Annotated in this window: 21 protein-coding genes; 7 read left to right on the top strand and 14 right to left on the bottom strand. The window is 64.6% G+C overall.

What is annotated here, in order from left to right; translation table 11 throughout:
- Positions 1 to 35 precede the first annotated feature (35 nt).
- Positions 36 to 1,808: a fatty acyl-AMP ligase gene (locus tag GGR38_RS11920; RefSeq protein WP_183625767.1), complete on the top strand. Its 1,773-nt coding sequence runs from the start codon at positions 36 to 38 to the stop codon at positions 1,806 to 1,808.
- A gap of 268 nt (positions 1,809 to 2,076) precedes the next feature.
- Complete coding sequence (locus tag GGR38_RS11925) at positions 2,077 to 3,159, top strand: alkene reductase (RefSeq protein WP_183625769.1); 1,083 nt, start codon at positions 2,077 to 2,079, stop codon at positions 3,157 to 3,159.
- A 141-nt stretch (positions 3,160 to 3,300) separates the two neighbouring features.
- Here the strand turns inward: GGR38_RS11925 and GGR38_RS11930 are convergent, their stop codons facing one another.
- Positions 3,301 to 3,552 (bottom strand): hypothetical protein, encoded by a 252-nt coding sequence (locus GGR38_RS11930; protein WP_183625771.1) that lies wholly within the window; start codon positions 3,550 to 3,552, stop codon positions 3,301 to 3,303.
- Complete coding sequence (gene lipB, locus GGR38_RS11935; RefSeq protein WP_183625773.1) at positions 3,549 to 4,259, bottom strand: lipoyl(octanoyl) transferase LipB; 711 nt, start codon at positions 4,257 to 4,259, stop codon at positions 3,549 to 3,551. The genes GGR38_RS11930 and lipB overlap by 4 nt, the downstream gene beginning before the upstream one ends.
- A 97-nt stretch (positions 4,260 to 4,356) precedes the next feature.
- Between lipB and GGR38_RS11940 the strand changes: the two genes are divergently transcribed.
- Positions 4,357 to 5,172, top strand: coding sequence for a DUF7847 domain-containing protein (locus tag GGR38_RS11940; RefSeq protein WP_183625775.1), 816 nt, complete (start codon positions 4,357 to 4,359; stop codon positions 5,170 to 5,172).
- A gap of 254 nt (positions 5,173 to 5,426) precedes the next feature.
- On the opposite strand, the gene GGR38_RS11945 is transcribed toward GGR38_RS11940, so the two are convergent.
- The 4 genes from GGR38_RS11945 to GGR38_RS11960 form a co-directional block, all read right to left on the bottom strand.
- Positions 5,427 to 6,056 carry a class I SAM-dependent methyltransferase gene (locus GGR38_RS11945; protein WP_183625777.1) on the bottom strand — a complete coding sequence of 210 codons (630 nt, stop codon included), beginning with the start codon at positions 6,054 to 6,056 and terminating at the stop codon, positions 5,427 to 5,429.
- 143 nt (positions 6,057 to 6,199) lie between these two features.
- Positions 6,200 to 6,544 (bottom strand): arsenate reductase family protein, encoded by a 345-nt coding sequence (locus GGR38_RS11950; RefSeq protein WP_183625779.1) that lies wholly within the window; start codon positions 6,542 to 6,544, stop codon positions 6,200 to 6,202.
- Positions 6,541 to 7,056 carry a (2Fe-2S)-binding protein gene (locus GGR38_RS11955; protein ID WP_183625781.1) on the bottom strand — a complete coding sequence of 172 codons (516 nt, stop codon included), beginning with the start codon at positions 7,054 to 7,056 and terminating at the stop codon, positions 6,541 to 6,543. The genes GGR38_RS11950 and GGR38_RS11955 overlap by 4 nt, the downstream gene beginning before the upstream one ends.
- A gap of 41 nt (positions 7,057 to 7,097) precedes the next feature.
- Complete coding sequence (locus GGR38_RS11960; RefSeq protein ID WP_183625783.1) at positions 7,098 to 9,146, bottom strand: TonB-dependent receptor plug domain-containing protein; 2,049 nt, start codon at positions 9,144 to 9,146, stop codon at positions 7,098 to 7,100.
- Positions 9,147 to 9,417: 271 nt separating this feature from the next.
- Here GGR38_RS11960 and dxs point away from each other — a divergent pair, with 271 nt between their 5' ends.
- Both dxs and GGR38_RS11970 read left to right on the top strand, forming a co-directional pair.
- Positions 9,418 to 11,361 carry a 1-deoxy-D-xylulose-5-phosphate synthase gene (gene dxs / locus GGR38_RS11965; RefSeq protein ID WP_183625785.1) on the top strand — a complete coding sequence of 648 codons (1,944 nt, stop codon included), beginning with the start codon at positions 9,418 to 9,420 and terminating at the stop codon, positions 11,359 to 11,361.
- Complete coding sequence (locus GGR38_RS11970; RefSeq protein WP_246404538.1) at positions 11,358 to 11,798, top strand: DUF2141 domain-containing protein; 441 nt, start codon at positions 11,358 to 11,360, stop codon at positions 11,796 to 11,798. The genes dxs and GGR38_RS11970 overlap by 4 nt, the downstream gene beginning before the upstream one ends.
- Before the next feature lie 39 nt (positions 11,799 to 11,837).
- Here the strand turns inward: GGR38_RS11970 and GGR38_RS11975 are convergent, their stop codons facing one another.
- A complete protein-coding gene (locus GGR38_RS11975; protein ID WP_183625788.1) occupies positions 11,838 to 12,464 on the bottom strand; it encodes an ABC transporter substrate-binding protein in 627 nt (208 codons plus the stop codon).
- 235 nt (positions 12,465 to 12,699) lie between these two features.
- On the opposite strand from GGR38_RS11975, the gene ispH reads away from it, so the two are divergent.
- Positions 12,700 to 13,695, top strand: coding sequence for a 4-hydroxy-3-methylbut-2-enyl diphosphate reductase (gene ispH, locus GGR38_RS11980; RefSeq protein ID WP_246404541.1), 996 nt, complete (start codon positions 12,700 to 12,702; stop codon positions 13,693 to 13,695).
- Positions 13,696 to 13,717: 22 nt separating this feature from the next.
- Positions 13,718 to 14,890: an adenosyl-hopene transferase HpnH gene (gene hpnH / locus GGR38_RS11985; RefSeq protein ID WP_183625790.1), complete on the top strand. Its 1,173-nt coding sequence runs from the start codon at positions 13,718 to 13,720 to the stop codon at positions 14,888 to 14,890.
- Between the two features lie 58 nt (positions 14,891 to 14,948).
- Here hpnH and GGR38_RS11990 read toward each other — a convergent pair whose 3' ends face one another.
- From GGR38_RS11990 to hpnA, 7 genes are read right to left on the bottom strand one after another with little or no spacing between them, the layout of a single operon-like run.
- On the bottom strand, positions 14,949 to 15,626 hold the full coding sequence (locus GGR38_RS11990; RefSeq protein WP_183625792.1) for a phosphorylase family protein: 678 nt from the start codon (positions 15,624 to 15,626) through the stop codon (positions 14,949 to 14,951).
- Positions 15,614 to 17,551 (bottom strand): squalene--hopene cyclase, encoded by a 1,938-nt coding sequence (gene shc, locus GGR38_RS11995; protein WP_183625794.1) that lies wholly within the window; start codon positions 17,549 to 17,551, stop codon positions 15,614 to 15,616. Before shc ends, GGR38_RS11990 begins: the two co-directional genes overlap by 13 nt.
- The gene (gene hpnE, locus GGR38_RS12000) at positions 17,548 to 18,819 is read right to left on the bottom strand and encodes a hydroxysqualene dehydroxylase HpnE (RefSeq protein ID WP_183625796.1); all 1,272 of its coding nucleotides are present in this window, start codon (positions 18,817 to 18,819) and stop codon (positions 17,548 to 17,550) included. Before hpnE ends, shc begins: the two co-directional genes overlap by 4 nt.
- Positions 18,820 to 19,668, bottom strand: coding sequence for a presqualene diphosphate synthase HpnD (gene hpnD, locus GGR38_RS12005; RefSeq protein WP_183625798.1), 849 nt, complete (start codon positions 19,666 to 19,668; stop codon positions 18,820 to 18,822).
- A 5-nt stretch (positions 19,669 to 19,673) separates the two neighbouring features.
- Positions 19,674 to 20,540, bottom strand: coding sequence for a squalene synthase HpnC (gene hpnC, locus GGR38_RS12010; protein WP_183625800.1), 867 nt, complete (start codon positions 20,538 to 20,540; stop codon positions 19,674 to 19,676).
- The gene (locus GGR38_RS12015; protein ID WP_183625802.1) at positions 20,537 to 21,697 is read right to left on the bottom strand and encodes a glycosyltransferase; all 1,161 of its coding nucleotides are present in this window, start codon (positions 21,695 to 21,697) and stop codon (positions 20,537 to 20,539) included. The genes hpnC and GGR38_RS12015 overlap by 4 nt, the downstream gene beginning before the upstream one ends.
- Positions 21,694 to 22,689: a hopanoid-associated sugar epimerase gene (hpnA, locus tag GGR38_RS12020; RefSeq protein WP_183625804.1), complete on the bottom strand. Its 996-nt coding sequence runs from the start codon at positions 22,687 to 22,689 to the stop codon at positions 21,694 to 21,696. Before hpnA ends, GGR38_RS12015 begins: the two co-directional genes overlap by 4 nt.
- Between the last annotated feature and the right edge of the window lie 46 nt (positions 22,690 to 22,735).

A 22,735-nucleotide genomic window follows, 5' to 3' on the forward strand; every position in this document is an offset into this window, starting at 1 on the left:
AAAGGCATCGGGCGCAGCCCAAGACGGATAAGACCATGACCGACGCCGCCGTGATCGAAGCGCCCACCGCCCTGATCCCCACGCCCAATATCTGCGCCCTGCCGCGCCGTTTCGGCGATTTCGCCACCTTTGGCGAGGCGCTGGATTATGCGGCGACCGGCACGCGCGGGCTGAATTTTCACGATCCGCGCGGCAATCTGATCCGGCCCTATCCGTTCCGCCAATTGCGTCTGGATGCGATCGCCATGGCGCATCGCCTGATCGCGCGCGGCGTGAAGAAGGGCGACCGCATCGCGATGGTGGCCGAAACGGGCGCTGATTTTGCCGCGCTGTTCTGCGGCGTGATCTATGCCGGCGCATGGCCGGTGCCGCTGCCTTTGCCCACCAGCTTTGGCGGCAAGGACAATTATATCGACCAGCTTGCCGTGCAATTGGCCAGCAGCGATCCCTCGTGGTTCTTCTATCCGCCCGAAATCGGCCATCTGGGTCTTGCCGCCGCGCAGGCGCACAACGCCAAGGGCGGTTCGTGCGAGGGGCTGAGCTGGGACATTCTGACCTCCGATCCGGTGGTGCCGGGCGATCTGCCGCAAGCCTCGGGCGATGACATCTGCTATCTGCAATATTCCTCAGGCTCGACGCGCTTTCCGCATGGCGTGGCCGTGACTCACGCCTCGCTGCTCAACAATCTGCGCGGCCATGGTCTGGCCATGCAATTGCAGGGCGATGACCGCTGCGTCTCGTGGCTGCCGTGGTATCATGACATGGGGCTGGTCGGCTGCTTCCTCTCGGTCATCGCCAATCAGGTTTCGACCGATTACCTGAAGACCGAGGATTTCGCCCGCCGCCCGCTGGCATGGCTGGACATGATCACCCGCAATCCGGGCCATTCGATCTCCTATTCGCCCACCTTCGGCTATGACATCTGCGCCCGCCGCATTTCCAGCCAGAGCCATGTGGACGAGCGTTTCGACCTGTCGCGCTGGCGCCTTGCAGGCAATGGCGCCGATATGATCCGCCCCGATGTGATGCAGGGTTTTGTCAACGCCTTTGCCCCCGCCGGGTTCAAGGCCAGCGCCTTCCTGCCCTCTTACGGCCTTGCCGAAGCCACGCTCTCGGTCACGATCATGCCGCCGGGCGAAGGCATCCGCGTCGAACTGGTCGAGGAAGAGCGCCTGTCGGGCCAGCCGCGCGATCTGTCGCGCCCGGCCCGCTATCGCGCCATCGTCAATTGCGGCAAGCCGGTGCTGGACATGGAAATCGAGGTCCGCGACGGCGCGGGCAAGGTTCTGGCCCATCACCAGATCGGCAAGGTATGGTGCAAGGGGCCTTCGGTCATGCACTCCTATTTCCGCGATCCCGAGGCAACGGCGGCCTGTCTGGTCGATGGCTGGCTGGACACCGGCGACATGGGCTATCAGAACGCCGAGGGCTATCTGTTCATCGTCGGCCGCGCCAAGGACATGATCATCATCAACGGCAAGAACCACTGGCCCCAGGACATTGAATGGGCGGTGGAACAGCTCCCCGGTTTCCATCAGGGCGACATTGCCGCTTTCAGCCTTGAGACCGACACTGGCGAGGAAACCGCCGCCGTGCTGGTCCATTGCCGTGTGTCGGACCCGGCCGAGCGGTTGAAGCTGAAGAATGCCGTGGCCGAAAAGGTCCGCGCGATTCTGGGCCATCCGGCCATCGTCGAACTGGTGCCCCCGCGCACCCTGCCGCGCACCTCCTCGGGCAAGCTCTCTCGCGCCAAGGCCAAGAAGCTGTACCTGTCGGGCGAAATCGCACCGTTTGAACTGGCGGCGTAAGTCTGTTTGGGAAATCGCCTCCGCGATTTCCCTGCGGCACCGGCCCACTCCCCCGGCCCTGCCACCCATATAGTGTACCCTGTTGGGTGGCAGGGCCGGGGGAGTGGGCCGGTGCCGATTGAAATTCGCCTCTTTCGGCGAATTTTCAAACAGGTCTCCCTGTTAACGGGGCGCAAGATTCAAGTCTTGCGCCCCGTTAGCGTTTCTTGGCCCCGTGATAGAACTGCTTGCACTGGAAATTGCGGCGGCGCAGCACAACATCGGGTTCATGACAAACCCCCTCCTTTCCCCGATCGCCCTTGGCGATATCACCGCCCCCAACCGCATCCTGCTCGCGCCCCTCACGCGCGGACGGTCGAACCGCGAAGGCCTCGCCAACCCGCTGATGGCGCAATATTATGCCCAGCGCGCCGGGGCGGGCCTGCTGATTTCCGAAGCCACCGCGATCAGCGCCGAGGGGCGCGGTTGGCCTAACGCGCCGGGCATCTGGAACCGCGAACAGGCCGAGAGCTGGAAGCAGGTGACTCAGGCCGTGCATGATGCGGGCGGGCGGATCGTCCTGCAATTGTGGCATATGGGCCGCGTGTCGCACCCGCAGCTCCACGGCATCCAGCCCGTTTCGGCCAGCGCCACCACCGCGCCGGGCGAAGCCCACACGTTTGAAGGCAAACAGCCCTATGTCGAAGCGCGCGCGCTGGAAACCCACGAGATCCCCCGCCTGATCGCCGATTATGAGAATGCCGCCCGCCTTGCCAAAGAGGCCGGGTTCGACGGCGTCCAGCTTCACGGCGCCAACGGCTATCTGATCGACCAGTTCCTGCGCGACGGCACCAACCACCGCACCGACGATTACGGCGGCAGCATCGAGAACCGCACCCGCCTGCTCAAGGAAGTCACGCAGGCGCTGATCCGCGTCTGGGGCGCCGGGCGCGTTTCGGTCCGCCTCTCACCCAATGACGGCATTCAGGGCGTCGAGGACAGCGACACCTATGCCCTGTTCGACCATGCGGTAAAGGTGCTGGACGATCTGAACATCGGCTTCCTCGAAATCCGCGATCCGCTACCCAGCGGCACGTTCGGTTCGGGCCTTGGGCCGCGCCGGTCTGCGCATCTCAAAACCATCTTCAAGGGCCCGGTGGTCGATAATGCCGATTATACGGCGCAATCGGGCGCGGCGGCTCTTGAAAAGGGTGAGGCCGACGCCATCTCCTATGGACGGCCCTTTATCACCAACCCCGATCTGGTCGACCGTATCGCCCATGGGCATCCCTGGACCGAAGGAGGCGATCCTTCGGCATGGTACGGCAACAGCGCGGAAGGCTATACCAGCTTTCCGCCCTATTCGGCCTGATCGCTGGCCCCGGCTCCCCCCTCTCGGCCGGGCCAGTACGAGCGATGCTGACCAGCAGGATCACACTCCGTCCCCTATGGTCAGCCTCTCGCCCAATGCCGCCCGGCCCGCCGTAAGGTTTTCGGCGGGCCGGGTTCGCAACTATTCGGCGGCGCTGGCGGCCTCTTCGGGGGCGGCTTCTTCGGTCGGCGCGGCGCTGGGCGCGGCAGCCACCGCGCGCGGGGCCAAAGGCGCCCGCGAGGTCAGCGCGTCATAGGCAATCATTGCATCGCTGGTCGAACCGGGCAGGATCTGGCCCGAGGCGGTGCGCTGATCGTCGGCCTTGCTGGCCTTCTTGCCCCAGCATCCGCCCAGAGCGAGCGTGAGAGCCAGAATGGTGACGGCGCGCTTCATGCCTGATTCCCTTCCGATGTTGCCACGGGCGGACATGCCTGCTCCAGCTTGGCCAGAAACTGATCCGCGCGGGCCAGCAGCGCCTCGTCCCATTGCTGCGCCGAAACGCTGATGCCAAGCCGGGCCAGCGAAGTGACGCCCTTTTCGGCAATGCCGCAGGGCACAATGCCGGTGAAATGCGACAGGTCCGGGTTCAGATTGACCGAAAACCCATGCATCGTCACCCAGCGGCGGATGCGCACGCCGATCGCGCCGATCTTGGCCTCGCTGCCGTCAATGTCGCGGGTCCAGATGCCCACGCCCGCCTCGCTGCGCCAGCTTTCCACCCCGAAATCGGCCAAAGTGTCGATCACCCAGCCTTCCAGAGCATGGACAAAGCCGCGCACATCGCGCGCGCGCTGCTTCAGGTCGATCAGCACATAACCGATCCGCTGGCCCGGCCCGTGATAGGTATATTTGCCGCCGCGCCCGGCCTCGACCACGTCGAAGCGCGGATCGAGCATATCGTCCGCCTTGGCGCTGGTGCCCGCCGTATAGACCGGGGGATGTTCGAGCAGCCAGATCAGATCGGGGGCAAGCCCTTCATAAATCGCATTATTGCGCGCGGTCTGATAATCCAGAGCCTCGCGATACGACACAGGCTCATAATCCCGCCGCACGGCCACGCCGTTTTCGAGCAGAATCTCAGCCTTGATTGCATCTTGCATGACCATGATTCTTGCGTGGGGCAATCCGCTCCGCTTATCAAGGGGTCAGATGCGCCGCAGGCATATGGGCCGAGCTTGGCGCGAAAGGAGTACCCCGATGCGTTTTGACAGCAATCTGGCCTGGCGGACGGCCCATTCGGCGATTCTGGCCAATCGGGATGTACTGCTGGCTCTGGCGGGGGTGTTCTTCCTGCTGCCAAGGCTGGCCTTTGCGCTGTTGATGCCCGATCCGCCCGCCGCGCAAGGGGCTTCGCCCGCCCAGTCGATGCAGGCGATGGAGGCCTTTTATGCCACCGCCCTGCCCTATGTGATCCCGATGATCCTGTTTCAGGCGGTGGGCGTGCTGGCCATCCTGACGCTGTTTACCGACCGCAGCCGCCCGACCGTGGGCCAGGCGCTGTCGCTGGGCGCCAAGGGCGTGTTTCCCTATGTGCTGGCGCAAATCATGCTGGCGGCCGCCATCGCAATGGTCGGCGGCGGGCTGATCGGCGTGCTGGCGCTGACCAAACAGCCCGCGCTGGCGGGGGGCGGCATGATTGTCGTGATGATCGTGGCCATCGCCGCCTATATCCGCATGTCGCTGGTAGGGCCGGTGGTGGCGGTCGAGCGGGTCTATAATCCCGCGCGCGCGCTGATGCGGTCCTGGGCGATCACGCGCGGCAATGGCTGGCGCCTCCTCGGCTTTGCGCTGCTGGTGGGCGTGGTGGTGATGGTGGCCATGGTGGCGGTCGTTTCAATCGGCGGGTCAATCGGCACGCTGGCGGGCGGGCCGGATACGGGGCGGATCATCTCGGCGGTGGTCTCCTCGCTGCTGGCCGCGATGGTGACGCTCTATATCGCCGGGCTGATGGCCGCGATCCACCGGCAACTGGCGGGGCCGAGTGTGGATGATATTATGACGACGTTTGAGTGAATTAGGCTTTAGGAAGGGATGAATGCGAGGGTCTGGACCCTCGCGCTCCCGTTACTGTCTGCGTTGCGCGATGGGTTCGGCGAATGGGTGTCGGACGCAGCGTTTGAGAATTAAAGCCTGCGGCCCCGATCAGCGCAAGTTCGCCGCGCCGCAGGCTTTAGAAACAAAAAAGCGCCCCGCTGCAAACGAAGCGCTCCCCCATTAAAGGAATTGCAAAGGGTCGAGACCCTTTGCCCGCCGGAGGCATAAAACCCTTAATCCTCGTCCTTCCACCCCCAGAACAGGAAGCACGGCGGGACATTGATCCACTCCAGCCCCTTGTCGATGCGCTTGAAGAACTGGGCCATGAAGTCGCCCGCGCGCGGGGTGAACTGATAGACGAGGAAGGCCCCACCCTTGCGCAGCACGCGGTAGGTGGCGCTGGCGATGGCCGGGCCGACGCCGGGCGGCAGGGTGGAGAAGGGCAGGCCCGAGATGATGTAGTCGGCCTTTTCATGACCATGGGCGCGGATGATTTCCTCAACATCCGCCGCCGAACCGTGGACCGCGACAAAGCGGCTGTCGGTGATCGTGTGCGAGAGATATTCGATAAAATCGGGGTTCAGGTCGATGACCAGCAGCGTGCCGTCGCGGCGCAGGCGGTCAAGGACGGGCTGGCAGAAGGTGCCAACGCCCGGCCCATATTCGACGAAGAGCTTGGTATTGTCCCAATCGACGGCGGACAGCACGCGGTTGATGGTGAAGCGCGAGGAAGGCACGATCGAGCCGACCATGACGGGATTTTTCAGGAAGCCTTCAAAAAAGACCCCCCACGGCCCCAGCGCCCGTTTCAGCCGGCTTTTCACTTTGGCAAGCGGCGCCTCTCCGGCCAGTTCGGTTGTCATGCTCTTGTCAAATCCCTACCCTAGACTTGCGTGCTCTGCCCAAAGGTTTGCAAAACTGCAAGCCCGTTGGCAAGCGGCCATGCGCAACATTTGCCGCAAACCGCGCGCCATCGGAACAGTAATCCACGATAACGGATATGGTTCTAAAGGATCTGGGCGACCACATCCTGCGGGCGACACAGGCGCACGCCCTTGTCGGTTTCCACCAAGGGGCGCTCGATCAGCTTGGGCTCGGCCGCCATGGCGGCCAATACGGTGGCGTCATCGGCATCGGGCAATCCGCGTTCAACCGCATCCGTCCCGCGCAGACGCAGCCCCGCCTGCGGCGTCATGCCCGCATCGCGATAGAGCTGGGCCAGCTTGTCGGCGCTCGGCGGGGTCTTGAGATATTCCACCACGCTCACTTCAACGCCGGGGGTTTCCTCCAGGATCGCCAAAGTCTTGCGCGAGGTGCCGCAGGCCGGATTGTGCCAGATGGTGGCCTTCATGGGATGCTCCTTTGATGCGTATTACCGCCCGGCGCCGGGGCCGCGGCGATGGTTTCCAGCCCGCGCATCACCCGCCCGGCGCGCTGGATCGCGCGCACCAGCCGGGGATAGACGCCGCAGCGGCAAAGATTGGTGACGGCCTTGTTGATATCATCCGCGCTGGGCTCGGCATTGGCGGCCAGCAGCGCGGCCCCGGCCATCACAATGCCCGGCGTGCAGAAACCGCATTGGATCGCGCCCTCGGCCACCATCGCCTGTTGCAGGGGGTGCGAACGGTCGTTGCTCAGTCCCTCGATGGTGGTGATGCTGCGCCCCTGCGCCTGCGCCAAAGTGATCTGGCACGAGGGCAAAGCTTGCCCATCGACCATGACCATACAGGCCCCGCACTCGCCCGTGCCGCAGCCATATTTCGCGCCCGTCAGATTGGCCCCGCAACGCAAGCCCCACAGCAGAGGCGTTGCGGCATCCATGCGCAGATCGACCGGATGGCCATTGAGGGTCAGGGCGGGCATGGCTCCTCCCATGCCCGCATGATCCCTTTACTTCAAGCTTTTCACTTCAGGCCAAAGCGCAAACCGGCCCAAACGGTGCGCGGCGCGCCGATGTCCATGCTGCCCGCCTGATTTCGGGTGATCACGGTCACATTGGCCAGATTTTCGCCGCGCAGGATAAAGCTGACACCGTGGCCCAGCGGGGCCTGAACAAAGGCGCCGATGGTGGTGGCCGAAGGCATCAGATAGGCTTGCAGATCGTCCTCATATTGCGATCCGAAATGGCGCAGCACCACCGCCCCCTGCCAACCATCGCGCGGCTTCCACGTGACTGTGGCGCTGGCGGCGATCTTGGGGGTCTGGGCCGGGCGCATGCCGTTGAGCGCGATTTGCATCCCGCTGGCCCGCACCACCGCATCGGTCAGGGCGAGACTGCCATCCAGGCTCACCTTGCCCAGATCGAGCGCGGCGGCAAATTCCAGCCCGCGCGCGCGGATCGCATCGACATTCTGGCGCACGCGGGTGATCACCGTGGCGGTCTGCGCCGTGGTGACATTGGCGATGGCATGGGCCACGCGGTTATAAAAGGCCGTGGCCGAGAGTTTCAGCGCCGGAACCGGGGCGAAATCGACGCCCGCCTCATAGCCCTGCATCATTTCATTGCCCAACGCCGGATTGGCGTTGGTCACCGTCGAAATGCCCGAAGCCACCAGCGTGAAGCTGCGATAAAGCTCGTTGATCGTGGGCTGGCGCAAACCACTGTAGGCCGAGCCGCGCAATTCCAGCCCCGGCGCCAGTTTCAGCAAGGCACCGCCGCGCCCCGTCACCGCCCAGTCGCTGCGCGGATCATAGGCGGTGTTGGCGGTGATGGCGCCCGTTGCATTGGCGGCCCGGTTATAGCCCGCATTCACGCTCCAGCGATCCGCGCGCACCCCGCCCGTCAGCGTCAGCGGCCCCAGTTTCCAGTCATCCTCGGCATAAAAGCCCAGATCATCATTGCGCCCGCCCGCCCAGCGATAGGCCGTGACCGCCCCGGTGGCGGCATTATAGGCCACCTCGTTCAGATCGCCCTTGGCGCTGCGCCAGTCGCCGCCGAGGCGCAGCAGATGGTCCGGCCCGACCGGCGGACGGATCTCGATCTTGCCGCCAAGGCCGGTGGCGGGCGTCTGACGCTGGTCGAGGCTGGGGCGGAACGTGCTGGCCGAAATGGTGACGTTGGAGAAGCCGCGGTCCTGCACATAGGCCAGCGCGTCAAACTGCCAAGGCCCGCGCCCGACCAGACGCAGCGAGAAATCCTCGCCGCTCGAATGGCTGGTGGCCCCGGCAAAGCGCAGCACGCGGTGATCGTCGAAGATCATCGCGCGAGCCTGAAGTTCGACATTGTTGGCAATCGGCGCCACGCCGCGCGCGCCGATCGACCAGCTGTCATAACGCGATTTGACGCTGGCCCCCACGCGCTGGCTTTCGGGCGTGGTCCAGAAGCCGTCGCCCCGGTCCCAGCGGCCCGATACTTCGGCAAAACCGGCGCCCAATTTCGGCGCAACCGCACCCGAAAGCGAGGTTTCGCCGCGATCATTGGCCAGCGCCTCGCCCGAAATCAGGCCCAGCGTGTCGCGCCCGGCGCTGTTCAGCTCAATCGTCCCGGCCACCGCGCCCGAACCGAAAGCCCCCGAACCGCCGCCCCGCGTCACCCGCACCGAACCGAGCCGTTCGGGCGTGATCGCATTCCACGGCACCGAGCCGAACATCGGATCGGCCATCGGCACGCCATCAAGCAGCACCTGCGTACGCGCTGCCGCATTGCCGCCCAGCGCGCGCAAGGTCGCGCCTTGGGCCGAAGGGTTGGTATAACGGCTGTCCGAACGACGAAACTGTTGAAAACCTGCCACATTGGCCAGAACGTCCTCGATCCGGCCCGAGGCCGAAGAGGTCAGCGCCTCGCGGTCGATTTCGCGTGAGGAATAGGCCGGCACAGCGGGCGCCGCATTCAGCCCCGCGCCGGTCACGATGATGGGGGAAGCAGCCTCTTCATCGGCCGCATGCGCCGCCACCGGCATCAGAGCCGCCCCGGCAAGCATGATCGCCCGCAGGCTTTGCGCGCCCAGTTTCATCCTCAAATCCCCTTAATATGCTTTTGATGCGACCTTATTGACCCGCCCCCACCCTGCCAAGATGGCCGATAGAACGAGGCGCCTTTGGCCTTTGACCCGACAGCATGTCCTTGACCCGCGCAGGAAAAACAAGGGCTGGGAGCGAACAGGGGCATTTTTTCGGGCATGCTGTGGTTCCCGCGTCCCACTTGCAACAACCGCCCGGCGCAAATGCATTATGAACACCATGGGATCAATCGACAGGGCCGATTAACCCGTGTAAGGCTGGGCCATGGAAGCTGAACTGAAGACGCCGATCCTGGATCGAGTGAAGGTGCCTGCCGACATGCGCGGCCTGTCGATGGGCGAATTGCGCCAGTTGGCCGATGACGTGCGTCAGGAAATGATCCACACCGTTGGACAGACCGGAGGCCATTTAGGCTCCGGCCTTGGCGTGGTGGAATTGACCGTGGCGCTGCATTATGTGTTCGAAACCCCGCGCGACAAGGTGATCTGGGACGTGGGCCATCAGGCCTATCCTCACAAGATCGTCACCGGGCGGCGCGACCGCATCCGCACCCTGCGTCAGCCGGGCGGCCTGTCGGGTTTCACCAAGCGCAGCGAATCAGAATACGACCCCTTTGGCGCGGCCCATTCCAGCACCTCGATTTCCGCCGCCATCGGCTTTGCCATGGCCAACAAGATGTCCGATCAGCCCGGCAAGGCGATTGCCGTCATCGGCGATGGTTCGATGAGCGCAGGCATGGCCTATGAGGCGATGAACAATGCGCAAGCTGCGGGCAACCGGCTGGTCGTCATCCTTAATGACAATGATATGTCGATTGCGCCCCCGGTAGGCGGGCTGTCGGCCTACCTCGCGCGGCTGGTGTCCTCGCGCCCCTTCCTCGAACTGCGCGAAATGGCCAAGAAGCTCTCGCGCCACCTGCCCGCGCCTTTGTCGCGCGCGGCCAGCAAGACCGACGAATTCGCGCGCGGCATGGTGATGGGCGGAACCCTGTTCGAGGAACTGGGCTTTTACTATGTCGGCCCGATCGACGGGCACAATCTGGAACAGTTGATCCCGGTGCTGGAAAATGTCCGCGATGCGGCGGCCGGTCCCTGCCTGATCCATGTCGTCACGCAAAAGGGCAAGGGCTATGCTCCGGCCGAAGCGGCGGCGGACAAGTATCACGGCGTCCAGAAATTCAACGTCATCACCGGCGAGCAGGTCAAGGCCCCGGCCAAGGCGCCTGCCTATCAGAACGTGTTTGGCGAAACGCTGGCCAGGATTGCCGATACGGACAAGCGGATCGTGGCGATCACCGCCGCCATGCCCTCGGGCACCGGCGTCGACAAGTTCGCCAAGGCGCACCCGGATCGCAGCTTTGACGTGGGCATTGCCGAACAACATGCCGTGACCTTTGCCGCAGGCCTTGCCGCGCAGGGGATGCGTCCGTTCTGCGCGATCTATTCGACCTTCCTTCAGCGCGCCTATGATCAGGTCGTGCATGATGTGGCGATCCAGAACCTGCCGGTGCGTTTCGCGATTGACCGTGCGGGCCTTGTGGGCGCCGATGGCGCGACTCATGCGGGCACGTTTGACATCACCTATCTGGCCTCGCTGCCCAATTTCGTGGTGATGGCGGCGGCAGATGAGGCCGAGCTGGTCCATATGACCTATACGGCGGCCTGTCATGACAGCGGGCCGATTGCCTTCCGCTATCCGCGCGGCAATGGCACGGGCGTGGAAATGCCCGCCACGCCGCAATTGCTGGAAATCGGCAAGGGGCGGATCGTGCGTGGGGGCACCGGCAAGATCGCCATCCTCTCGCTGGGCACGCGTCTGGCCGAGGCGGTCAAGGCCGCCGAGGTGCTGGAAGCCAAGGGCCTGCCCACGACCGTGGCCGACCTGCGCTTTGCCAAGCCGCTGGATGAGGATCTGATCCGCCGTCTGGCCTCTACGCATGACGTGGTCGTCACCATCGAGGAAGGCGCGATCGGCGGCCTTGGCTCGCATGTGCTGACGCTGGCCAGCGACGAAGGGCTGACCGATGGCGGATTGAAGATCCGCACGATGCGTCTGCCCGATGTGTTTCAGGACCACGATGCGCCCGACAAGCAGTATGACACGGCGGGCCTCAACGCGCCGCATATCGTGGAAACGGTGCTCAAGGCGCTGCGCTGGAACGATGCGGAAATCGTGAACGCCGATATCGTGGGCGAGGTCCGCGCTTGAGCCTTGCGTTGATCGCTCTGACGCTTGCCGATGCGGCAATACTGCCCCCGCCTGCCCCGTCGCTGACGGTGGTGGTCGAGAATGTGCGGTCCAATGTCGGGCGGGTGCATGTCGCGCTTTGCCCGCAAAAGACTTTCCTGAAAGATGATTGCAAACTGGAAACCTCGGTGCCCGCACAAAAGGGGGCGACGACGGTGATTTTTACCTATGTCCCCCCCGGCGAATGGGCGGCCCAGGCCTTTCAGGACGAGAACGGCAACAAGAAGGTCGACCAGAACTTCATCGGCATTCCGCGCGAAGGGGTCGGCTTTTCGCGCGATGCAAAGATCGTGTTCTCGCCGCCCAAATGGCGCGATGCCATGTTTGTCCACGACGGCAAACCGCAGACCATCAGCTTTTCGCTGCGTTACTTCATGGGGCGGTCGGGGCCGAAGTGAGGCGGCCCGGCACGACACTGGCCGCGCCGGAGCAAGCAGTTACTTCGGATTAGCGGCCAGTCGGTTGAGATGCGCCACCAGCGCGCCCGCGCCGCCCTTGGCGATCACCCCGGCGAAATCGGAGCGGCGCGTGGCGATCTGGCTGATCGCGTTGCGATAGAACACGTCGATGATCCGCCATTGCCCGCCATTTTCGCGCAGGCGATAGTTGAGCGATTCGTTCGTGCCCGGCCCCGTCAGTTGCGTGCGCACCAGCTTGTCCGTTCCGCGCGTTTCCACCCCACCCACAAGGCTGAGCTTCTCGCCCGAATAGCTGTCAAAATTGGCGGCATATTGCGCCACCGTCATCGCGCGAAAGGCGGCAATGACACTGGCCTGTTCGAGCGGGGAAAAGGTGGTCCACGGCGGGCCGACAGACAGACGCGCCATCGCGGGAATGTCAAAGGCGCGATCCACCACCGGGCCGATCACGCGCGCGCGCGCCGATTGGCCGCCCTGCGCCTTCATCGTGGCGATCAGGCCCGCATTGAGCCCCTCGATGGTCTGAACCGCCGGATCGCCCGCCTGCGCCATGGCCACGCCCGGAACAACCGCCAGCGACAAAGGAGCCAGCAGCGCCAGCGCCCCGGCAGCCTTGAACGATGCGAATCCCGATTGACGTGTCATGCTCACTCCAGATCAAACCTTGCGTTAACCCCGGACGCCCGTGCCGCAGCGGGCCTTGGCGCGTCCTTGAGCCAGAGCAATACGTAAAACAAGTGGCATGAGCGCGCAATGAAGCCGCGGTTCAGGCTGGCGCAATCTTTTCTCTGCCAACAGAAGCGGTTACAATGCCCATCGTGCTTGTAGGCGCCATGCCCGAAATCCCCCCAAGGGCACAGGTTCAAAAGGGATATACCGTTTGACACCGACAGAGAGTTCCCCCGCTCGGCTGCTCGCCGCTCCTTTATCCATCAAACTTGCCTCGCCGCGCGGATTTTGCGCGGGCGTGGTGCGCGCGATCCGCATTGTCGAACGCGCGCTCGAAATCCATGGCGCGCCGGTTTATGTCCGCCATGAGATTGTTCATAACGCCCATGTCGTAAACAGGTTGCGCGCGATGGGCGCGGTCTTTGTCGAAGAACTCGACGAAGTGCCCCCCGGCGCGGTCACGGTGTTTTCCGCCCATGGCGTGCCCCAGACCGTCGAGCAGGAAGCCGAGCAGCGCGGCCTGCCGGTCTATGACGCCACCTGCCCGCTGGTGACCAAGGTGCATCTGCACGGCGGCCGCTTTGCCCGCGAGGGGCGCGAAGTCGTGCTGATCGGCCATGCGGGCCACCCCGAGGTGGTGGGCACGCTGGGCCAGATCCCGGCGCCGGTCCATCTGGTGGCCACGCCCGATGATGTGGCCGCGCTGCCGCTGGGCGAGGATGCCTCCATTGCCTATGTGACGCAGACCACGCTGTCGGTTGACGATACGCGCGGCGTGATTGCCGCGCTGCATGACCGCTTTGACGATGTGGCGGGCCCCGACGTGTCCGACATCTGCTATGCCACGCAAAATCGCCAGAACGCCGTGCGCGCGCTGGTGGAGGAATGCGATGCGCTGATCGTGGTGGGCGCGGCCAATTCCAGCAATTCGAACCGGCTGCGCGATGTGGCGCTTTCGCTTGGCAAACCGGCATGGCTGGTGGGCGATGCGGGCGATCTGGACCCGCAATGGCTGGACGGGGTCGAGCGCCTTGGCGTCACCGCCGGGGCCAGCGCGCCCGAAGAGCTGGTCGAGGATGTGATTGCCGCAATCGCCCTTTCGCGAAAAATAACCGTCTCAGAGCTTGACGGCATCCGCGAAAACGTGTCGTTCAGCCTGCCTGCGGCGCTGCGCCGCGCGGGTGAATCTGCCCGCGCCCGCGTATAAAGCCTTAGTTGGAGTAAGCCCCTTGTCCCTTCCCCTCGCCCCAGCCCTGCGCATTGCCGGCCACGCCATTTCCAGCCAGATCAAGGGCGGCAAATATCCGCTCGTGCTGATGCTCGAACCGCTGCTGCGCTGCAATCTTGCCTGCCCGGGCTGTGGCAAGATCGATTATCCCGACGCGATCCTTAACCGCCGCCTGTCGGTGGAAGAATGTATGGCGGCGATCGAGGAATCGGGCGCGCCCGCCGTGTCGATCGCGGGCGGCGAACCGCTGCTGCACCGGGATATGCCCAAGATTGTCGAAGGCTATATCGCGCGCAAGAAATTCGTGATCCTGTGCACCAACGCGCTGCTGCTGAAAAAGAAGATCAACGACTACAAGCCCTCGTCCTATTTCACCTGGTCGATCCATCTGGATGGCGACAAGGCCATGCATGACAAGGCCGTGGATCAGGAAGGCACCTATGACGTCGCGCTCGAAGCGATCCATCTGGCCAAGTCGAAGGGCTTCCGCGTTCAGGTCAACTGCACCGTGTTCAACGATGCCAAACCCGAGAGCATGGCCAAGTTCCTCGACCTGATGACCAGCCTCGATGTCGAAGTGACCATCAGCCCCGGCTATGCCTATGAGCGCGCCGCCGATCAGGAGCATTTCCTGAACCGCGAAAAGACCAAGAACCTGTTCCGCGACCTGTTGAAGCGCGGCGCGGCCAAGAATGCCAAGCCGGGCGAAGGCGGCGGCAAGGCATGGAAGTTCACCAATTCGCCGCTGTTCCTCGACTTTCTGGCGGGCAACCGTTCGTATGAATGCACGCCCTGGTCGATGCCGCTGCGCACGGTGTTTGGCTGGCAGAAGCCCTGCTATCTGGTGGGCGAAGGCTATGTCGAAACCTTTGCCGAGCTGATGGAAGGCACCGACTGGGATCAGTATGGCGTCGGCAAGTACGAGAAATGCTCGAACTGCATGGTCCATTGCGGGTTTGAAGGCACGGCGGCCAAGGAAGGCCTGACGCGCCCGTGGGAATTCATCAAGGTGGGCATGCAGGGCATCCGCACCGATGGCCCGATGGCGCCCGACATCGACCTGTCCAACGCCCGCAAGGCGCAGGACGTGCATGCCACGCAGGTCGAAGCCGAGCTGGAAAAGATCAAGATTTCCGATCCGGAAGGCTATGCCCGCGCCACCCGCGCGGCCTGATCTTTTCAGCGCCGGATACGAAAAAGGGCGGGGGCCGCAAGCCCCCGCCCTTTTTGCATCAGCGCAAATCAAAGCCCAGATAAGGCCCCGCCTGTTTCGACCCTTTGATCAGGGCGCGATAGGCCTTGGCAAAACCCATGATCGTCTTGGTCAGCGATCCGATCTGATCGGGCTGCTGGCGGATCGACTTGAACACCGCGCCCAGCGCCAGTTCGCCATTGGGCCCCATCATCACATTGACCGCAGGCGGCAATTCCACCTCGGCAATATCGGAAATACAGCGCAGGATCACAAAAGGCAGGTTCATATGCGCCGCCACCTCGGCCACGATATGGCTTTCCATATCCGCCGCAATGGCAGCGCTCGCCCATGCGCGCTCGGCCTTGTCATGCGAATCGGTCAGCAGATGACCATCGGCATGCACCGTGCCCACCCGCGCATCGGGCAGCAATTCCTGCAACACTGCCACCCAGCGTTCATCGCATTTGGTATGAAACGCCCCGGTCAGCCTTTTGCCGATCACCATCGTGCCCAGTTTGAGCGTATGATCGACCGCCCCGCACATGCCATAGCTGATGAGCCCGCCGGCATGTTTGGCCCGCTCCATCAACTCCTCGCGCAGGCGTTCGGGGTCATTGCCCCCCGCGATCACCTCGACCTGATGCTGATCCAGCACCGCCGCCTCGCGCAGCGTGCCTGTCACCACGATCACCGGCTTGCCGTTCACATTCCCCACTGGGCTTGCTCCACATTGGCCTGCGCCATATTGCGATACCGCGCCAGAGCCCAAAGCGGGAAATAGCGCGGATAGCCATGATAGCGCAGGTAAAAGACTCGCGGGAAACCCCCGCCCGTATAATGCTCCTGCCCCCAGAGACCGTCCCCGGCCTGATTGGCGATCAGCCACGCGATCCCGCGCGCGACTGCCTCGCTTTTCGCCTCGCCCACCGCCATCAGGCCAAGCGTGGCCCATGCCGTCTGGCTGGCGTTCGAAACAAAGCTCTCGTGGCCCTTGCGGTCCAGCGCATAGGAATCGCAGCTTTCGCCCCAACCGCCATCCGCATTCTGCACCGTTTTGAGCCATTCGACCGCGCGCGCCACCATCGGATGGTCTCGCCCGATCCCTGCCCGGCCCAATGCGCACAGCACCGACCAGGTTCCATAGACATGGTTGACCCCCCAGCGGCCAAACCAACTGCCTTCCTTCTCCTGCTCCTTTTCCAGCCAGCCCAGCGCCGCCTTCATACGCGGGCTGTCGACGGGCTCGCCCATCTGGGCCAGCATCGAAACCACGCGCGCCGAAACATCGGCCGTGGGCGGATCGAGCAGGGCGCCATGATCGGCAAAGGGCAGGTTGTTCAAATAGAGCTTGTCATTGTCGGCATCGAAAGCGGCAAACCCGCCATCCTTCGATTGCAGGCCCACGGTCCATTCCACCCCGCGCGCGATAGCCTGCGCATCCTTGTCGCCGCGCAGGCCCGAGGCGCGATCCATCGCCATCACCACCACGGCGGTGTCGTCCAGATCGGGATAGTGGTCGTTATTATACTGAAACGCCCAGCCGCCGGGCCGGACATAGCGCTGTTCGACCCAATCGCCCGCCGTATCCAGAATCTGGCGCGGCCCCAGCCAGTCAAGCGCGCGGTCGGCCCCGGCCAATGCCTCCTCGCTGCCCACCTCCAGCATGGCATGGGCGGCCAGAGCGGTGTCCCACACCGGGCTGACGCAGGGCTGGCAATAGGCCTCGTCCTCTTTCACCACCAGCAGGCGCTCGACCGATTCGCGCGCAATCGCGCGATGCGGATGGTCGGGGGCATAGCCCAGCACATCAAACATCATCACGCTGTTGGCCATCGCCGGATAGATCGCGCCAAGGCCATCGACGCCGTTAAGCCGCTCGACCACCCATTCCTCACACAGCCGGATCGCGCGGGTCCGCATCGCCTTGGGCCAGCGCCCCTCGAACCGCTTGAGGCCCCAGTCCAGCGCCTCGAACCCGTTCTTCCACACGGCATGAACATGGTCGGCCTGGCTGGTCAGTTTGCGCGTCACGCCGGTATACAGCTCCGGCACGAACACCTGCTTGGGGTTCCGCGCCACGGGCTTCAAAGCGCAAAGCACCAGCAGCGGCACCACCACCGTGCGCGCCCAATAGCTCATCTTCAGCAGATGGACCGGGAACCAGCGCGGCGCGAGGATCAGCTCGGGCGGGATGGTCGGCACCGCATCCCACGGCCCGGCGCCAAACAGCGCCAGCTGAATGCGGGTAAAGACATTGACAGCCTCGGCCCCGCCCGCCTTCAGGATCGCGGCGCGGGCGCGGGCCATGTGCGGCGCATCGACATCGTCGCCGATCATTTTCAGCGCGTAATAGGCCTTCACCGTAGCCGAAATATCAAACCCGCCCTCGTGATAGAGCGGCCAGCCATCATGGGCATCCGACTGAATCCGGCGCAGATAGCGACCGATCTTGCCTTCCAGTTCCTCATCCACCGGCTCGCCCAGAAAGTGGCGCAGCAGCACATATTCGGACGGAATGGTGGCGTCGGCCTCCAATTCATAGACCCAGTGGCCATCCTCGCGCTGCTCGCTCAGCAGCGATTGCGAGGCGCGCGCGATGGTGGCGTCCAGCAGGGCGCGATCAGGGGCGGTTTGGCTCATTGTACTTTTCCATATTTCAAGGGCTGGCCCAGAACCAGCCGTGCCGCGCTGTCGCCGGAGCGGATCGCCCCCTCGATGGTCGCGGGCAGTCCGTTTTGCACCCAGTCTCCGGCCAGAAACAGGTTGCGCCAGCGGGTATTCGTATGCGGGCGCCGCGCATCCTGCTCGGGCGTGGCGGCGAATGTGGCGCGCTTTTCCTTGACGATCTGCCAGCGGGGCATCGGGGCGGCGATCCCCAGAGCCTGCGCCACCTCGGCCCAGATCATCGCGGCCAAAACCTCGCGGTCCTCGTCCATCAGACGGTCCGCGCCCGAAATGGTCACGGAAATCCGGTCGGGATGGGTGAATATCCATTCGCTGGTGGCATTGGTCAGCCCCAGCATCTCAGGCGCGCCCGCCGGGGGCACACAAGCGAAATGCGCGTTCAGGATCGAGCGGTGATCGTCCGGCACGGTCAGATCCGGCACCAGCGAGGCCGCCACCCATGCAGGGACCGCAAGCACCACCACCTCATCCGCGCCAATCGCCTGCGCCCCATCGGCCCATTCCAGCGCGGCCACCACATCGCCTTCAAACCGGATGCCGCGCAGCCGCCGCCCGGTCTGCAAAGCCACGCCCTGCGTCTCCAGCCAGTCCACCGCCGGATCGATAAACGCCGCCGCCAGCGTTGGCACGGCCACGCGCGGCGCACTGGCCCGCCCGCCCTTGGCCAGCGTTTCGGCCAGCACATTGGCGCAAAGCGCAGCAGAGGACGCCGCCGGATCCGTGTTCAATGCCGCCAGCAGAACCGGATGCAGCATCCGCTCCCACACCGGCCCCTGCGGCTTTACCAAATCACCGATGGTCTGATCCGCCCGCCCCTTGAGCAGGCGCCCCAAAGGCAGATAATCAGCCAGACGCGACCCCGGCACCCGGCGCTTGGGGAAGAAGACCCACCACGGCACCGGCCCGTCATTGATCCGCAAGGTCCAGCGCTCACCCGTGGCCAGATCGGCAAAGGCGAAATCGGCATGGGGCGGACCGGCCAGAGGAGTATCCGCGCCCACCACCGCGCGAAACCGCGAAACCGCCGGATTGCCCGCCAGCACCAGATGGTTGCCATTGTCGATGGTTAGGCCCAGCGCAGGGTCGAAATAAGAGCGGCAGCGCCCGCCCGCCCGCGGTCCGGCCTCGGACAGCGACACCGGCAGCCCGGCCGCAGACAATTCCACCGCCGCCGCCAGCCCGGCCATACCGGCCCCGATCACCTGTGCGCGCAGGAATGCCATTTATCCCATCACCAGATGGCGGATCAGCGAGAAAAGCAGGCGCGGCTTGGACGTGCTGACCCGGCGGCGCGGCGCGTGCCAGCCTTGCGCCAGCATCCGACGAAGGACCAGCGCATAGGCTTCCTCCATCAGGCGCGGGGCGATCAGGCGACCCTTGGGGCGCGCGGCAAGGCAGGCGCCCGCCGCCACGAAATGCGCCTCGGCCCGCGCGGCCAGCCAGCGCGCGGCGCTGTCCATGCCGGGGTCCTGCATCAAGGTCGTGGGCGTGGCGGGGTGGATGCCCGCATGGGTCAGCGCCTCAATGGGCAGATAGACGCGCGCGATTTCGGCGTCTTCGTCCAGATCGCGCAGGATATTGGTGAATTGCAGCGCCCGGCCAAGGTGATGCGCCAGATGGACGCCCTCGGCGCGTTCCATGCCAAAGATGTTGACCGAGAGGCGGCCCACCGCGCTGGCCACGCAATCGCAATAATGGTCGAGCAGGGCAAAGGTGGGCCATTGAATGTCGGCATCGACATCCATCTGCATCCCCTCGATCACGGCAAGGAAATCGGCCTCTTCCAGCGAGAAATCACGCACGGCCTGCGCGAGGAAAGCGGCCTGTCCGGTGTCCCCTCCGCGATAGAGCGCGCCGATCCAGCGGCGCCAGTCGGCCAGCATTGCGCCGCGCTCCCCGCGCGGGGCCTGCTGATCGTCGGCAATGTCGTCAACGATGCGGCAAAAGCCATAGATGGCGAACATCGCCTCGCGCTCGGCGCGCGGCAGGATACGCATACCGGCGTAAAAGCTGCTGCCCGCGACCTTGGCGCGCAGGGCGTCGGGAATGGGTGATAGGGTGGTTGCGGTCATGATCTTCAGCCCGGCCAGATACGGTGGCCCGCCTGCCGCATTGCAGCACGAAGCGCAAGGGTGAGCGCGCGGCCCTTGGTGTGGTGGACCTTTTCGCTCAAGGGATCGCGCGCCAGCAGGACCTCGCACAGATCCTCGGCCAGCCGCTGGATGATGGCCACCTCGGCAGCCAGCCGCCAGTCGCGGATCGCATCGGCAAAGGGCGCGCTGGCCCGCAGCAGGCCCTGCGTGCGCAGCGTCAGATCGGTCAGCACCCCGCGCAGCGCCGGATTGGCGCGCTTTTCAGCCAGAGCCTCCACCCCGATGCCCGCAGCGCGCAGCGAATCGAGCGGGATATAGACCCGGTCGATGGCGCGGTAATCCTTGGCGCAATCCTGCAGGTGGTTGATGATCTGCAAGGCGGCGCAGAGCGAATCGTTCATCGGCCAGAGGACGCGGTCTTCCTCATGGCAATCGAGGACGAAGCGGCCCACCGGCATGGCCGAATAGCGGCAATAGTCGATCAGCCCGGCCCAGTCCTGATAGCGGTCCACCGTGCAGTCGCGCTCAAATGCGGTCAGCAGGTCATGGGCATGGGCAAGGCTGATGCCCCGCTCGCGGCATACAGTGCCCAAAGCCTGCGCCAGAGGATCGCCGATACCGGCCTCGCCCCCTTCCAGCCCGGCGCGCATCAGGCCCAGCAGGCGCAGTTTTTCCTGCGCCGAGGCGGTGGGGTGGTCGGCAATATCATCGGCCGCGCGGGCAAAGCGGTAATAGGCCATCACCGGCGCGCGCGCATCGGGGCGCACCAGAAAACTGGCCACGGGAAAGTTCTCGCCCGTGTGGTCCTTGCCGCTTTGCAGATCCGCGGTGGTCAGGATGGTATCTGTCATGCCCCCGAAATGTCCCCGGAAAGATCCAATGCCTGTGCGCGGCCTTTCCACATGCCGCCCTTGCCCCGGTAATAGGCCCAAGCTGAATAGATTGTGCATGAAACATAGAACAGCGCGACCAAAGGCAGAGCCAGAGCGCGCGAGGGCGCACGGCCGTAAAAGCCCAGAATCGGCTGATAAGACCCCAGCATCAACCCCAGCGCAATCAGGCCCATGACCTGCACCGAGCCATGCGCCATCAGCGCCAGCCACACCGGCGCCCCGAACATCAAGCCCAGCCCCAGCACTGTGCCCATCAGCAGCAACGGATTATAGCGCAATTGGGCATAGGCGCTGCGCGCGATCATCATGCCGATCTCGCGCCAGTTGGCATAGGGCCGGATCGACACGCTGCGCCGCGTCAGGCCCAGCCAGATCGGCCCCTGTTTCTTGATGAGCGCGCCCAGCGTGCAATCATCAATCAGCGCCCCGCGCATCGCACCAATGCCGCCTGCGGCCTCCAGCGCCTCACGCTCGACCAGCACGCAGCCGCCAGCCGCGCCCGCGATCGGGGCCTTGGGTCGATTGATCCAGTTGAACGGATAGAGCATCATGAAGAACCAGATGAAGGCGGGCACCAGCCATTTTTCCGCCCATGTCCGGCATGACAGCAGCGCCATGAAGGACACCAGCCGACGCCCTTGGTCATGGGGGCCGCCATGGGCGATGCCGACAAGGCGCGTCAGCGTATCGGGCGCATGGTCGATATCGGCGTCCGTCAGCCACAGGTAACGCGGCGCCCCGGCCTCGATGATCCCCTGATGCACGGCCCAGAGTTTGCCGGTCCAGCCCGCCGCCAAGGGCGCACCGCTCAGCACGGTCAGACGACCACCACAAAGCGCACCACCAAGGGCGCGGGCCAGATCGCCGGTGCCATCCTCGGAATTGTCATCCACCAGCACCACGCGGAAAGGCCCGGCATAATCCTGCGCCAACAGGCTGCCGATGGAGCGGGTGATCACATCGGCCTCATTGCGCGCGGGGACCACGGCGACCACTTCGGGCCACACATCCGGCGCGGCAAAGGGGGCGTTATCGTCCGCTTCGCGGCAGGTCCAGAAGCCCGTGGCGACCAGCCCCAGCCAGATCGCCAGCACCAGCGCGGCAAGGATGGTCATGGGATCATGCCTTCCTGCGCAAACCAGCCCAGCGCATCGCGCACCGCCTCCTGCCAAGGCCGCGCGGTATAGCCCAGTTCGGCCTGGGCCCGCGCGCTGGAGAAATACATGTGGTGGCGCGCCATTTTCAGCGCGTCCACGGTGACGAAAGGTTCAACCCCCGTCATCCGCCCCCACAATTCCGCCCCCACGGCCAAGGGAAACAGCGGCGCCACCGGCAATTTCACGCGCGGAGCCTTGCGCCCGACCTGCGCGCAGATTTCCGCCAGCATCGCCCCCAGCGTCACATCCTGACCGCCAAGGATATAGCGCCGCCCGATCTGGCCCCGCTCCGCCGCCAGCAGATGGCCGCGCGCGACATCCTCGACATGGACAAGGTTGAGGCCCGTTTCGACATAGGCGGGCATCCGCCCATGCGCGCATTCGACAAGGATGCGGCCCGTGGGCGTGGGTTTGACATCGCGCGGGCCGATGGGGGTCGATGGCTGGACGATGATCGCGGGCAAGCCCTCTTGCGCCACCATATCCTCGACCAGCCTTTCGGCCACGACCTTGGATTGTTTGTATATGCCGACCGCTTCTTCGACATTGGCGGGCCGGGTTTCATCGGCCACGCCATTGTCCAGCGGCTTCAAGGTCGCCACGGACGAGGTGTAAACCACCCGCCCCACGCCCTCGGCCAGCGCGGCGCGCATCACGGCGCGCGTCATCGCTTCATTGTTGCGCAGGATCTCGCCCGGATCGCGCGCCCAGAGGCGATAATCGGCAGCGACATGGAACAATTCCGCCCCGCCGCGCATCGCCTCGCGCACCGCGCCTTCGTCGCGCAGGTCGGCCTCAACGATCTCTCCGGGGAAATCGGCCAGATTGACCCGCGAGGAGGAACCGCGCACCACGCCGCGCACCTGTCGCCCCTGCGCCGCCAGCACCCGCGCCACCGCGCTGCCCAGAAAACCGGCGACGCCGGTAACGATCGTGATGGGTCCGCTCATAGCCTGAGCCCCTAAACCCTTTTGCTGCGACTGCAAAGCGGTGTAG

Origin of the sequence: Novosphingobium sediminicola (assembly GCF_014196525.1) — a bacterium.
GTDB lineage: Bacteria > Pseudomonadota > Alphaproteobacteria > Sphingomonadales > Sphingomonadaceae > Novosphingobium > Novosphingobium sediminicola.

Coding starts and splice junctions, on each gene's coding strand:
- GGR38_RS11920 (WP_183625767.1), top strand. CDS start 36: ATGACCGACGCCGCCGTGATCGAAGCGCCCACCGCCCTGATCCCCACG.
- GGR38_RS11925 (WP_183625769.1), top strand. CDS start 2,077: ATGACAAACCCCCTCCTTTCCCCGATCGCCCTTGGCGATATCACCGCC.
- GGR38_RS11930 (WP_183625771.1), bottom strand. CDS start 3,552: ATGAAGCGCGCCGTCACCATTCTGGCTCTCACGCTCGCTCTGGGCGGA.
- lipB (WP_183625773.1), bottom strand. CDS start 4,259: ATGCAAGATGCAATCAAGGCTGAGATTCTGCTCGAAAACGGCGTGGCC.
- GGR38_RS11940 (WP_183625775.1), top strand. CDS start 4,357: ATGCGTTTTGACAGCAATCTGGCCTGGCGGACGGCCCATTCGGCGATT.
- GGR38_RS11945 (WP_183625777.1), bottom strand. CDS start 6,056: ATGACAACCGAACTGGCCGGAGAGGCGCCGCTTGCCAAAGTGAAAAGC.
- GGR38_RS11950 (WP_183625779.1), bottom strand. CDS start 6,544: ATGAAGGCCACCATCTGGCACAATCCGGCCTGCGGCACCTCGCGCAAG.
- GGR38_RS11955 (WP_183625781.1), bottom strand. CDS start 7,056: ATGCCCGCCCTGACCCTCAATGGCCATCCGGTCGATCTGCGCATGGAT.
- GGR38_RS11960 (WP_183625783.1), bottom strand. CDS start 9,146: ATGAAACTGGGCGCGCAAAGCCTGCGGGCGATCATGCTTGCCGGGGCG.
- dxs (WP_183625785.1), top strand. CDS start 9,418: ATGGAAGCTGAACTGAAGACGCCGATCCTGGATCGAGTGAAGGTGCCT.
- GGR38_RS11975 (WP_183625788.1), bottom strand. CDS start 12,464: ATGACACGTCAATCGGGATTCGCATCGTTCAAGGCTGCCGGGGCGCTG.
- shc (WP_183625794.1), bottom strand. CDS start 17,551: ATGAGCCAAACCGCCCCTGATCGCGCCCTGCTGGACGCCACCATCGCG.
- hpnE (WP_183625796.1), bottom strand. CDS start 18,819: ATGGCATTCCTGCGCGCACAGGTGATCGGGGCCGGTATGGCCGGGCTG.
- hpnD (WP_183625798.1), bottom strand. CDS start 19,668: ATGACCGCAACCACCCTATCACCCATTCCCGACGCCCTGCGCGCCAAG.
- hpnC (WP_183625800.1), bottom strand. CDS start 20,540: ATGACAGATACCATCCTGACCACCGCGGATCTGCAAAGCGGCAAGGAC.
- GGR38_RS12015 (WP_183625802.1), bottom strand. CDS start 21,697: ATGACCATCCTTGCCGCGCTGGTGCTGGCGATCTGGCTGGGGCTGGTC.
- hpnA (WP_183625804.1), bottom strand. CDS start 22,689: ATGAGCGGACCCATCACGATCGTTACCGGCGTCGCCGGTTTTCTGGGC.